The sequence below is a fragment of the Emticicia sp. genome (genome assembly GCF_049241225.1).
Classification (GTDB): Bacteria; Bacteroidota; Bacteroidia; order Cytophagales; family Spirosomataceae; genus Emticicia.
This window is the reverse complement of record NZ_JBMLRC010000420.1, coordinates 1-10,071: the sequence shown is the minus strand read 5'-3', so window position 1 is coordinate 10,071 and position 10,071 is coordinate 1. Positions and strand designations below refer to the sequence as shown.

The 10,071-nt window shown below is 38.8% G+C and carries 18 protein-coding genes; all 18 read left to right on the top strand.

The window, feature by feature from the left end:
- Positions 1-391 precede the first annotated feature (391 nt).
- The 18 genes from rplC to rpsE all read left to right on the top strand — a co-directional run bounded on the left by rplC (position 392) and on the right by rpsE (position 9,950).
- Positions 392-1,012 carry a 50S ribosomal protein L3 gene (rplC, locus tag ACOVO2_RS21735; RefSeq protein WP_188763540.1) on the top strand — a complete coding sequence of 207 codons (621 nt, stop codon included), beginning with the start codon at positions 392-394 and terminating at the stop codon, positions 1,010-1,012.
- Positions 1,013-1,150: 138 nt separating this feature from the next.
- Positions 1,151-1,777, top strand: coding sequence for a 50S ribosomal protein L4 (gene rplD, locus ACOVO2_RS21730; protein ID WP_188763538.1), 627 nt, complete (start codon positions 1,151-1,153; stop codon positions 1,775-1,777).
- 38 nt (positions 1,778-1,815) lie between these two features.
- Positions 1,816-2,103 carry a 50S ribosomal protein L23 gene (gene rplW / locus ACOVO2_RS21725; RefSeq protein ID WP_188763536.1) on the top strand — a complete coding sequence of 96 codons (288 nt, stop codon included), beginning with the start codon at positions 1,816-1,818 and terminating at the stop codon, positions 2,101-2,103.
- A gap of 78 nt (positions 2,104-2,181) precedes the next feature.
- Complete coding sequence (rplB, locus tag ACOVO2_RS21720) at positions 2,182-3,006, top strand: 50S ribosomal protein L2 (RefSeq protein WP_188763533.1); 825 nt, start codon at positions 2,182-2,184, stop codon at positions 3,004-3,006.
- A gap of 67 nt (positions 3,007-3,073) precedes the next feature.
- Entirely contained in the window at positions 3,074-3,352 is a 279-nt protein-coding gene (gene rpsS, locus ACOVO2_RS21715; protein WP_188763531.1) for a 30S ribosomal protein S19, read from the top strand.
- 127 nt (positions 3,353-3,479) lie between these two features.
- Entirely contained in the window at positions 3,480-3,824 is a 345-nt protein-coding gene (gene rplV / locus ACOVO2_RS21710) for a 50S ribosomal protein L22 (RefSeq protein ID WP_188763529.1), read from the top strand.
- A gap of 56 nt (positions 3,825-3,880) precedes the next feature.
- The gene (rpsC, locus tag ACOVO2_RS21705) at positions 3,881-4,741 is read left to right on the top strand and encodes a 30S ribosomal protein S3 (RefSeq protein WP_188763527.1); all 861 of its coding nucleotides are present in this window, start codon (positions 3,881-3,883) and stop codon (positions 4,739-4,741) included.
- A 111-nt stretch (positions 4,742-4,852) separates the two neighbouring features.
- The gene (rplP, locus tag ACOVO2_RS21700) at positions 4,853-5,281 is read left to right on the top strand and encodes a 50S ribosomal protein L16 (RefSeq protein WP_188763525.1); all 429 of its coding nucleotides are present in this window, start codon (positions 4,853-4,855) and stop codon (positions 5,279-5,281) included.
- A 126-nt stretch (positions 5,282-5,407) separates the two neighbouring features.
- Positions 5,408-5,590: a 50S ribosomal protein L29 gene (gene rpmC / locus ACOVO2_RS21695; RefSeq protein ID WP_015027364.1), complete on the top strand. Its 183-nt coding sequence runs from the start codon at positions 5,408-5,410 to the stop codon at positions 5,588-5,590.
- Between the two features lie 44 nt (positions 5,591-5,634).
- Positions 5,635-5,889: a 30S ribosomal protein S17 gene (gene rpsQ / locus ACOVO2_RS21690; RefSeq protein WP_015027363.1), complete on the top strand. Its 255-nt coding sequence runs from the start codon at positions 5,635-5,637 to the stop codon at positions 5,887-5,889.
- 101 nt (positions 5,890-5,990) lie between these two features.
- Complete coding sequence (gene rplN / locus ACOVO2_RS21685; RefSeq protein ID WP_015027362.1) at positions 5,991-6,359, top strand: 50S ribosomal protein L14; 369 nt, start codon at positions 5,991-5,993, stop codon at positions 6,357-6,359.
- Positions 6,360-6,430: 71 nt separating this feature from the next.
- The gene (gene rplX, locus ACOVO2_RS21680) at positions 6,431-6,769 is read left to right on the top strand and encodes a 50S ribosomal protein L24 (protein WP_188763523.1); all 339 of its coding nucleotides are present in this window, start codon (positions 6,431-6,433) and stop codon (positions 6,767-6,769) included.
- A gap of 82 nt (positions 6,770-6,851) precedes the next feature.
- On the top strand, positions 6,852-7,400 hold the full coding sequence (rplE, locus tag ACOVO2_RS21675) for a 50S ribosomal protein L5 (protein ID WP_188763520.1): 549 nt from the start codon (positions 6,852-6,854) through the stop codon (positions 7,398-7,400).
- A 35-nt stretch (positions 7,401-7,435) separates the two neighbouring features.
- Positions 7,436-7,705, top strand: coding sequence for a 30S ribosomal protein S14 (gene rpsN / locus ACOVO2_RS21670; protein ID WP_238804312.1), 270 nt, complete (start codon positions 7,436-7,438; stop codon positions 7,703-7,705).
- 201 nt (positions 7,706-7,906) lie between these two features.
- Positions 7,907-8,308 carry a 30S ribosomal protein S8 gene (gene rpsH / locus ACOVO2_RS21665; RefSeq protein WP_188763516.1) on the top strand — a complete coding sequence of 134 codons (402 nt, stop codon included), beginning with the start codon at positions 7,907-7,909 and terminating at the stop codon, positions 8,306-8,308.
- Positions 8,309-8,438: 130 nt separating this feature from the next.
- Entirely contained in the window at positions 8,439-8,999 is a 561-nt protein-coding gene (gene rplF, locus ACOVO2_RS21660) for a 50S ribosomal protein L6 (protein ID WP_188763514.1), read from the top strand.
- An 81-nt stretch (positions 9,000-9,080) separates the two neighbouring features.
- Positions 9,081-9,428 (top strand): 50S ribosomal protein L18, encoded by a 348-nt coding sequence (gene rplR / locus ACOVO2_RS21655; RefSeq protein ID WP_188763511.1) that lies wholly within the window; start codon positions 9,081-9,083, stop codon positions 9,426-9,428.
- A gap of 18 nt (positions 9,429-9,446) precedes the next feature.
- Complete coding sequence (rpsE, locus tag ACOVO2_RS21650) at positions 9,447-9,950, top strand: 30S ribosomal protein S5 (RefSeq protein WP_188763509.1); 504 nt, start codon at positions 9,447-9,449, stop codon at positions 9,948-9,950.
- Positions 9,951-10,071: the final 121 nt, after the last annotated feature.

The following is a 10,071-nucleotide window of genomic DNA, read 5'->3' as shown; positions in this document are numbered from 1 at the left end:
TCTACCTTTGCACTCTCATTAAGAAACGGAGTATTCTTCTCTGGTCAAATGAAGTCCCAGCTCATGCGGGAAACCAATTTGACTATTGACCTGTTGAGTCGTCTGAATTTATTCACTACACTCATTTGAAACGGTCTCCGAAAGCTTTTGAACATTTACAGGAATCATTGCAAGGTAACAAGGAATTGTCCTGCACCTTTTGGTCCTTACCCACGTGGTTTGCAATGCAAAGTTTAAGTTGGCAGTGGTCAACCTCTGAAAAAAGTAAATAAATTATTGGCTTAAACTTGTAATCGTGCATTATTTTCACGAATTTTGCACCCCAGTTTACGTTGAACTGGCGAAACGGTGAAAGTTTAGGTTAAATTAGCAAAATAAAGCGTAAAATACCATGTCTGGAATTATTGGAAAGAAAGTTGGAATGACAACTATCTTCAACGCAGAAGGTCAAGCAGTGCCATGTACATTGATAGAAGCAGGCCCATGCGTTGTTACTCAAGTTCGTACTGAAGAAAAAGATGGCTACACAGCTATTCAATTAGGTTACGGCGAAAAGAAAGAAAAAAATACAAGCCGCTCGCTTGTAGGTCATTTTAAGAAAGCAGGTACAACACCTAAGCGTAAATTAGTAGAATTCAAAGAATTCGAAAAAGAATATAGCCTTGGCGAAACAATTCGTGTAGAAGATGTTTTTGCAGAAGGAGATTTCTTAGACGTAACTGGAAACTCGAAAGGTCGTGGTTTTCAAGGGGTTGTTAAGCGTCATGGATTTGCTGGGGTAGGTGGTCAAACACACGGTCAGCACAACAGAGGTCGTCACCCAGGTTCGATTGGTGCTTGTTCATTCCCATCACGTGTATTCAAAGGTGTTCGCATGGGTGGTCGTATGGGTAACACTCGTACTACAATCCAAAACTTGAAAGTATTAAAAGTACTTACAGAGCAAAACCTAATCGTAGTGAATGGTTCAATCCCAGGAGCGAAAAACGGTTACATTACATTACATAAATAATAAATACCAACCCCCCCGCCTCTAAAGGGGAGCTATTTACTAAATAGTGCAGTGTTGGTTTAATTAGGCTCCCCTTTAGGGGCGGGGGGGTGTTTAGGTCGAAGCTGAACGACATCGAAAAAATACAGTAATAAGCAAATGAATTTACCAGTATTAAGCAAAGACGGAAAAGACACAGGTCGCGTAGCTACATTAGCTGACAGTGTTTTCGGAATTGAGCCAAACCAACATGTTGTTTACTTAGATGTAAAACACTATTTGGCTAACCAACGTCAAGGAACTCACAAAGCAAAGCAAAGAGCAGAAATCGCTCGTTCTACTAAGAAAATCGTTCGTCAGAAAGGTTCAGGAGGTGCTCGTCACGGTTCTACCAAATCTCCAATCTTCGTAGGTGGTGGTCGTGTATTCGGTCCAGTTCCACGTGATTACGATTTCAAATTAAACAAAAAAATCAAAGTGTTGGCTCGTAAGTCAGTACTTTCTTCAAGAGCTTCTGAAAACAATGTTTCAATCATTGAAAACTTCACTTTTGAAGCTCCAAAGACAAAATCATATTTGTCATTCCTCAACGCACTTTCTTTAGCTGGCACTAAAACCCTATTCATCATAGGCGATTATGATAGCAACGTATATTTATCAGCACGTAACATCCCTAAAACTAAGGTTTTGAGTGTTGATGAAGTAAGTACTTACGATTTAATTAACGCTGACAAAGTTTTAATTAGCGAAGGTGCATTGTCGAAAATTGAAACAATATTGAATTAAGACTTATAGTTGCATTGCAGCTTATAAATAATACAAAAATGAGCGTACTCAAAAGACCAATCGTTACCGAAAAATCACAAAAACTTACTACAAGTGGTAAATTTGTGTTTGAGGTTGAGTTGAATGCGAACAAAATCGAAATCGCAAAAGCTGTCGAAAAAATGTACGGTGTTACTGTAACAGACGTAAACACTGTTCGCCAAATCGGCAAAAAGAAATCGAGAATGACTCGTAGCAGAGCATCATCAGGTATGACTTCTACTTTCAAGAAAGCAGTAGTAACATTGAAAGATGGTGATTTAATCGATTTCTACGAAAATTTGTAATAAGTGCTAAAAGTAGCCAAGTATTACACAATTTACTAAATTAAAGTATAGCCTTTGGCTGCAAAAGATTAAGTAACAATGGGTATCAAAAAATTAAAACCAAACACACCTGGCCAACGTCATAGAATTGCTCCTGATTTTTCAGACATTACAGCAAGTAAGCCAGAGAAAAGCCTTACGGTAACCATCAAAAAAACTGGTGGTAGAAATAGCGAAGGTCACCGTACTGCACGCTACATTGGTGGTGGTCACAAACGTAGATATCGTTTGATTGACTTCAAAAGAAACAAAGTAGATGTTACGGCTGAAGTAAAAACTATCGAGTATGACCCAAATCGTACTGCACGTATTGCACTCGTACAATACGCTGATGGCGAGAAGGCTTATATTATTGCTCCTCAAGGATTGAAAGTTGGACAAACTATCATTGCAGGTTCAAATGTTGCACCAGAAATCGGCAACTCACTTCCAGTAGGAAATATGCCACTTGGTACAATCATTCACAACATCGAATTACAACCTGGTAAAGGTGCTCAGATGGCTCGTAGTGCTGGAGCTTACGCTCAAGTACTTGCAAAAGATGGCAAATATGTTACATTAAAAATGCCATCTGGTGAAATGAGAATGGTACTTGCTACTTGTGTTGCTACAGTAGGTACAGTATCAAACGCAGACCACATGAACGTAACGCTTGGAAAAGCTGGTCGTAAACGCTGGTTAGGGGTTCGTCCAAGAGTAAGAGGTGTTGCAATGAACCCAGTTGATCACCCGATGGGTGGTGGTGAAGGTCGTTCGTCAGGTGGTCATCCACGTTCACGTAACGGTTTATTAGCGAAAGGTAAGAAAACTCGTGATACGACTAAGCCTTCAACAAGACTAATCATTTCAAGAAGAAGTAAATAATCATTAAGCAGTTTTAAAGTTTTGATTTTATTCAGAACTCAGGACTCAGAACTCAGAACAATTAAAAATGGCACGTTCACTTAAAAAAGGACCATACATTGATTTTCGCCTCGACAAGAAAGTTGTTGACATGAATAACTCAGGCAAAAAGTCAGTTATCAAAACGTGGTCACGTCGCTCAATGATTTCTCCAGATTTCATTGGACACACCTTCGCAGTACATAATGGAAATAAATTTATTCCTGTTTATGTAACTGATAACATGGTAGGACACAAACTTGGTGAGTTTTCACCAACTCGTAACTTCCGTGGTCACGTAGCAAAAAAAGATAAAGGTAAAAGATAATAATTACAATGAAGAATGAAGAATGAAGAATGTAGAATGTAAAATGAAGTGTGAATACCGCAATGTAAACATAGTTCGTAACTCTTAATTCTTAATTCTAAATTCATAATTCTACATTTCAAGAATAATGGAAGCAGTAGCAAAACTTAATGATTACCCTACCTCGCCTCGTAAGGCAAGATTAGTGATTGACCTTATTAGAGGGAAAAAGGTAAGTCAGGCTTTAGGCATTTTGAGCTTTCAGCCACAACACGCCGCACCAGTGGTTAAAAAAGTCTTATTATCGGCAGTTGCTAACTGGCAACAAAAGAACGAAGACTTGAAAATCGAAGACGCAGAATTGTACGTAAAGTCAATTTTCGTTGATGGTGGACGTATGTTGAAACGCATGAGACCAGCTCCACAAGGACGTGGATACCGTGTTCGTAAGCGTTCTCACCACCTTACAATTGTAGTTGATAGTGCAAATTAATTAAATCAAATAGCAAACGATACACTACTCGTATTGCTTAATAAAGTAAATTACCAATGGGACAAAAAGTAAATCCGGTAGGTCTAAGACTTGGTTATATCAGAGGATGGGATTCTAACTGGTATGGTGGAAAAACTTTCGCTGAGAAATTAGTTGAAGACCAAGAAATCCGTAAATACGTTTCAGCTCGTATTCCAAAAGGTGCTATCTCGAAAGTAGTTATCGAGCGTACTCTAAAACGCATTACACTTACAATCCATACGGCCCGTCCAGGTGTTGTTATCGGAAAAGGTGGAAATGAGGTTGATAAAATCAAGGAAGAGCTTAAAAAATTAACGGGCAAAGATGTTCAGATTAATATCTACGAAATCAAACGTCCAGAACTTGACGCTAAATTAGTAGGTGAATCAATCGCTCAACAACTTGAAGCTCGTATTTCTTACCGTCGTGCCATGAAACAAGCTATTCAAGCTGCGGTTCGTGTAGGTGCACAAGGTATTAAAGTAAAGTTAGGTGGTCGTTTAGCAGGTGCTGAGATGGCACGTAACGAAATGTACAAAGAAGGACGTATTCCTTTGCATACACTTCGTGCTGACATCGACTACGCTATCTCTGAAGCCCTTACTGTGTACGGAAAAATCGGTATCAAAGTATGGATTTTCAAAGGTGAAGTTTACGGTAAGCGTGACTTGACTCCAGCAGGTGGTGGTACTTCTCAATCGAACAACGAAAGAGGTGGAGCAGATGCACAAGCTGGCGGACGTGGTGGTCGTGATGACCGCAGAGGCGGAGGCCGTGACGACCGCAGAGGTGGTGGTCGTGATGACAACAGAGGTGGTGGACGCAACAACGGTAACAACCGTGGCGGAAATCGCAACAACAATAACAACAGAGGTACAGGTCCAAATAAGAGATAAGCACCTAACTTAGTTTCAGGTTTACTTCTCGAAAAATTTTGATGTACTCATTGAAACATAAGATAAAAAAACTTGAAACTAAGCACTCAGTGCTGAAAATATAACATCGTCATGTTACAACCAAGAAGAACCAAATTTCGTAAGCAACAAAAAGGCAGAATAAAAGGTCTTGCCACTCGTGGACACGAGATAGCTTTCGGAACATTCGCTATCAAATCTTTAGAGCCAGGTTTTATTACCTCTCGTCAGATTGAAGCAGCACGTATCGGTGTTACCCGTGCAATGAAACGTGAAGGTCAAGTATGGATTCGTATTTTTCCAGACAAACCAATCACTAAGAAGCCTTTAGAGGTACGTATGGGTAAAGGTAAAGGTGCACCTGAATACTGGGTAGCCAGCGTTAAGCCAGGTACAATTTTATTCGAGGCAACTGGAGTTCCAGTAGAGTTAGCAACCGAAGCACTTCGTTTAGCAGCTCAAAAACTTCCAGTTCAAACGAAGTTTGTAGTACGTAGAGACTACCAAGAAGGAGCTGAATAATAACAATAGTTCTGAGTGCTGGGTGCTGAATTCTGAATGTTCAAATGCGAGTTTTACAACTCAGAACTCAGAGCCGCTACGGCCGACCGTTCAGAATTCAGAACTCGACAAAGTTTAAATAAAAAAATGAAGAAGTCAGAAATTAAAGCATTGTCAGTTGAGCAGTTAGAGCAAAATATCGCTGTTGAAAAAGATAGAATCTTGAAATTACAGTTTGCTCACGCCATTACACCCATCGAAAATCCGATGCGTATCCGTCAGTCTCGTAGATTGATAGCTCAATTGATGACCGAATTGAACGCAAGATAAATTATAGCAATCCCTGTAAATACAGGATATCAAGTATCTGAACAATGGAAAGAAATCTCAGAAAAGAGCGTATCGGAACGGTAGTAAGCAACAAGATGGATAAATCAGGTGTTGTAGCTGTGGTTCGTAAATTGAAACATCCGAAGTACGGAAAGTTTATGCTCAAAACCAAGAAGTTTATGTTCCATGACGAGAACAATGAAGCAGGTATCGGTGATACTGTGAAAATTCAAGAGACTCGTCCTTTGAGCAAAAACAAAAATTGGAGATTAGTAGAAATCGTAGAAAAAGCGAAATAATAGCCCCAATTTTATTCTCCTTAGCTGGAGAAAGCTATTAACCAAATTACCCCTTGAGCAGGGTCGAATCCGACTTAGGGGTCTTAACTATTCATAAGACAATGTTACAGCAAGAATCAAGAGCAGGTGTTGCCGACAACAGTGGTGCAAAAGAAGTGCTTGTTATCCGTGTATTGGGTGGCACACGTAAACGTTATGCATCAATCGGTGATAAAGTTGTCGTAACGGTGAAATCAGCCCTTTCATCTTCAAACATGAAGAAAGGAACTGTATCAAAGGCTGTTGTTGTGAGAACTACTAAAGAAGTTCGTCGCAAAGATGGTACTTACATTCGTTTTGAAGACAACGCAGTCGTATTATTAAACAATCAAGATGAGCCACGTGGCACTCGTATTTTTGGACCTGTTGCTCGCGAATTGCGTGAGAAACAATTCATGAAAATCGTTTCTTTGGCTCCAGAAGTTCTTTAATTTGAATGATAAGTGGTGTAAACCAAACTATTTTCAAATTCTAAAATTTCCAAATTTTCAAATTCAAAGTAATGGAAAGAAAATTCAATAAGCAGCAGAAACAACACGTTCGCACTGGCGATACTGTTGAAGTGATTGCCGGCAATGCTAAAGGAAAGCGTGGCGTAATCAGTGAAGTGATTACATCAAAACAACGTGTAGTTGTTGAAGGTGTAAACATCATGAAGAAGCACGTAAAACCTTCTGCTCAATCTCCTCAAGGCGAAATCCGTGAGTTTGCAGCCCCTATTCACATCAGTAACGTTATGTTAGTTGACCCAGCTACTGGCAAACCAACACGTACTGGTCGTAAAGAAAACGACAAAGGAAAGTTACAAAGATTTTCTAAGGAAACTGGAAAATTTATTTAATCAATTACCATTTGGAATTAGCTTCTGCCGAAGCTTTTACCAATAAATATGAGGGTCGGAAATCCTCCTATTAAAAAATCTAATGGCACGTTTAAGAGAAAAATACACAAAAGACGTTGTACCAGCTTTGAAAGAAAAGTTTGGATACAAATCAGTGATGCAAGTTCCAGCATTGAAAAAGATTGTAGTGAACCGTGGGGTTGGAGCTGCAACTGGGGACAAGAAATTAATTGACAGTAGTTTAGAAGAAATCACTACAATTACTGGTCAGAAAGCAGTAGCTACACTTTCTAAGAAAGCCGTATCAAACTTTAAACTACGTGAAAATATGCCAATCGGTGTAAAAGTAACTTTACGTGGTGATAAGATGTATGAATTCTTAGACCGTTTGACTGCCATTGCTCTTCCACGTGTACGTGACTTCAAAGGTATTAGCGATAAAGGCTTTGACGGACGTGGAAACTATACCTTCGGTGTGAAAGAGCAAATCATCTTCCCTGAAATCTCGATTGATAAAATCTCTAAGATTCAAGGTATGGATATTACATTCGTAACATCAGCTGAAACAGATGCTGAGGCATACGAGTTATTAAAAGCAATGGGAATGCCTTTTGCAAGCATCAAGAAATAATATTAAGATTTCGATATTTATAATTCAGTCATACAATGGCAAAAGAATCAATAAAAGCAAGAGATAGAAAAAAAGCAGCTTGTGTTGCTAAATACGCTGCAAAGCGTGCTGCTTTGAAAGAAGCAGGCGACCTAATTGGCTTAGACAAACTACCTCGCAACGCTTCACCTGTACGTTTACACAATCGTTGTCAATTGACAGGCCGTCCGAGAGGATATATGCGTAAATTCGGTATCAATCGTGTTACTTTCCGTGAAATGGCAAGTAAAGGATTAATCCCAGGAGTTACAAAAGCATCTTGGTAATTTTTGTAGAAGTACTTATTTTGATGTAAATATTTAAAGTTATTTTATGACTTAATAAAGAATATTTATTCTTCTCGATAATTACTTGCACAAATACTACTTTTTCTAAAAAACATTTTCTAATTTTGCAGCCCAGTTAAGAAAGTCGTGCTCACGATACTGCTTAACGCTGGCTTAGGTATCCAAAATTAAATATCAAAAATGATTACAACGGATCCAATAGCAGACTTCCTTACCAGAATCCGAAATGCCATCAAGGCACGTCACAGAGTGGTAGAAATTCCTGCTTCGAACATCAAAAAAGCGATTACTCAAGTACTTTACGATAAAGGCTTTATTCAAAGTTATAAATTCGAAGAAGTTGCTCCTCAAGGAGTAATCAAAATTGCATTGAAGTACAATCCAGTTACGAAACAATCTGCAATCGTAGATTTAAAGAGAGTTTCAAAGCCAGGTTTACGTAAATATGCTGGTACAACCGAAATTCCACGTGTATTAAATGGTTTGGGTATTGCTATCGTTTCTACATCGAAAGGTGTAATGACTGATAAAGAAGCTCGTGCCTTGAAAGTAGGTGGTGAGGTATTGTGCTACGTATATTAATACAATGCTCAATTATTGACTTTATGTGCAACTTTGCACTATATCGTCTTCACTCAAGTAAATTATTTGTTGACCGCTCCTAATAACTCGTGCCAACGAAAGTGTTTTGAAGCCTTAAACTATTTATAAAATGTCAAGAATTGGTAAAAAACCAGTTGCCCTTCCAAGTGGAGTAAGTATTTCAGTAGATGCTCAGAATGTAGTTACTGTAAAAGGACCAAAGGGTACACTTACACAAAAGGTTGATTCGGATATCACTGTTTCAGTTGAAGATAACGAATTGAAAGTTGAAAGACCAACCGAACAAAAAAGACACAAAGCCCTTCACGGTTTGTATCGCTCATTAATCAATAACATGGTTATTGGCGTTAGCACTGGCTATAAAGCTGAAATGGAAATCGTCGGTGTTGGTTACAAGGCTGCCAATAATGGTAACGTCCTTGATTTAAGCTTAGGTTTCTCGCACAATGTTTACTTCGTAGTTCCTTCAGAATTGAAAGTAACAACAGCGATGGAAAAAGGTAAAAACCCGATGGTAACTCTTGAAGGTACAGATAAGCAATTAATCGGCTTAGTAGCTTCAAAAATCAAGTCATTACGTAAAGTTGAACCATACAAAGGTAAAGGTATTAGATTTGTTGGTGAAGTTATTCGTCGTAAGGCTGGTAAAACATCTGGTAAGAAGAAATAATCATTAGACACAAGACGTAGGAGAAACAAGTTTTAAAAGTTTAATACTTGCTGCTCTGAAAATCACAAAATAGCAAATACAATGTCAAGTGTAAAAACTGATAGAAGACAAAAAATTAAGTGGAGTATCCGTAACAAAATCTCTGGTACAACTGAGAGACCACGTTTGTCGGTATTCCGTTCAAATACTGCCATCTACGCTCAATTAATTGACGATTCTAAAGGTGAAACTTTAGCAGCCGTTTCAACAACCGAATTAGGTTTGAAAGGTGTTAAAATCGACAATTCTAAAGAAGTTGGTAAAAAGATAGCTGAAAAAGCGACCGAAAAAGGAATCCTTGCCTGTGTTTTCGACCGTAATGGCTATTTGTATCATGGTAACATCAAAGCTGTGGCTGAAGGAGCCAGAGAAGGCGGTTTGAAATTCTAATCTTGAAATTCTGAATCAATGAACAAAGCAAAAGTAAACGAGGCAGAACTCAAAGAAAGAGTAGTCGCCATCAATCGTGTAGCAAAAGTAGTAAAAGGTGGACGTCGTTTTAGCTTCTCAGCTATCGTTGTTTTAGGCGATGGTAAAGGAGTAGTAGGACAGGGCTTAGGTAAAGCAAATGAGGTAACTGATGCAATTGCAAAGGCTATCGAAGATGCTAAGAAAAACTTAGTAACTGTTCCTGTAATCAACGATACAGTGCCTCATGAAATTCATGGAAAATTCTCAGGTGGTTTAGTATTCGTTAAACCAGCAGCTCCTGGTACAGGTATTATTGCTGGTGGTGCGATGCGTGCCGTTTTAGAAGCAGCCGGAATTCATAATGTATTGGCAAAGTCTAAAGGTTCATCAAACCCTCACAACGTAGTAAAAGCAACTATCGATGCTCTTAGCCAAATGAGAGCTCCTCATGCAGTAGCTTTCCAACGTAGTGTAAAAATGACTAAAGTATTCAACGGATAATAGCTCTGAGCTTTAAGTTTACTGATTGCCATCGTGTGCATTGGTTAACTTAAAGCTTATTGCATACAGCTAATAAAAAAATGGCAAAGGTAAAAATTACTCAAGTGAGAAGTACAATTGG

Bases quoted from the DNA above. Each gene is read 5' to 3' on its own strand.
- rplC (WP_188763540.1), top strand. From the start codon at position 392: ATGTCTGGAATTATTGGAAAGAAAGTTGGAATGACAACTATCTTCAAC.
- rplD (WP_188763538.1), top strand. From the start codon at position 1,151: ATGAATTTACCAGTATTAAGCAAAGACGGAAAAGACACAGGTCGCGTA.
- rplW (WP_188763536.1), top strand. From the start codon at position 1,816: ATGAGCGTACTCAAAAGACCAATCGTTACCGAAAAATCACAAAAACTT.
- rplB (WP_188763533.1), top strand. From the start codon at position 2,182: ATGGGTATCAAAAAATTAAAACCAAACACACCTGGCCAACGTCATAGA.
- rpsS (WP_188763531.1), top strand. From the start codon at position 3,074: ATGGCACGTTCACTTAAAAAAGGACCATACATTGATTTTCGCCTCGAC.
- rplV (WP_188763529.1), top strand. From the start codon at position 3,480: ATGGAAGCAGTAGCAAAACTTAATGATTACCCTACCTCGCCTCGTAAG.
- rpsC (WP_188763527.1), top strand. From the start codon at position 3,881: ATGGGACAAAAAGTAAATCCGGTAGGTCTAAGACTTGGTTATATCAGA.
- rplP (WP_188763525.1), top strand. From the start codon at position 4,853: ATGTTACAACCAAGAAGAACCAAATTTCGTAAGCAACAAAAAGGCAGA.
- rpmC (WP_015027364.1), top strand. From the start codon at position 5,408: ATGAAGAAGTCAGAAATTAAAGCATTGTCAGTTGAGCAGTTAGAGCAA.
- rpsQ (WP_015027363.1), top strand. From the start codon at position 5,635: ATGGAAAGAAATCTCAGAAAAGAGCGTATCGGAACGGTAGTAAGCAAC.
- rplN (WP_015027362.1), top strand. From the start codon at position 5,991: ATGTTACAGCAAGAATCAAGAGCAGGTGTTGCCGACAACAGTGGTGCA.
- rplX (WP_188763523.1), top strand. From the start codon at position 6,431: ATGGAAAGAAAATTCAATAAGCAGCAGAAACAACACGTTCGCACTGGC.
- rplE (WP_188763520.1), top strand. From the start codon at position 6,852: ATGGCACGTTTAAGAGAAAAATACACAAAAGACGTTGTACCAGCTTTG.
- rpsN (WP_238804312.1), top strand. From the start codon at position 7,436: ATGGCAAAAGAATCAATAAAAGCAAGAGATAGAAAAAAAGCAGCTTGT.
- rpsH (WP_188763516.1), top strand. From the start codon at position 7,907: ATGATTACAACGGATCCAATAGCAGACTTCCTTACCAGAATCCGAAAT.
- rplF (WP_188763514.1), top strand. From the start codon at position 8,439: ATGTCAAGAATTGGTAAAAAACCAGTTGCCCTTCCAAGTGGAGTAAGT.
- rplR (WP_188763511.1), top strand. From the start codon at position 9,081: ATGTCAAGTGTAAAAACTGATAGAAGACAAAAAATTAAGTGGAGTATC.
- rpsE (WP_188763509.1), top strand. From the start codon at position 9,447: ATGAACAAAGCAAAAGTAAACGAGGCAGAACTCAAAGAAAGAGTAGTC.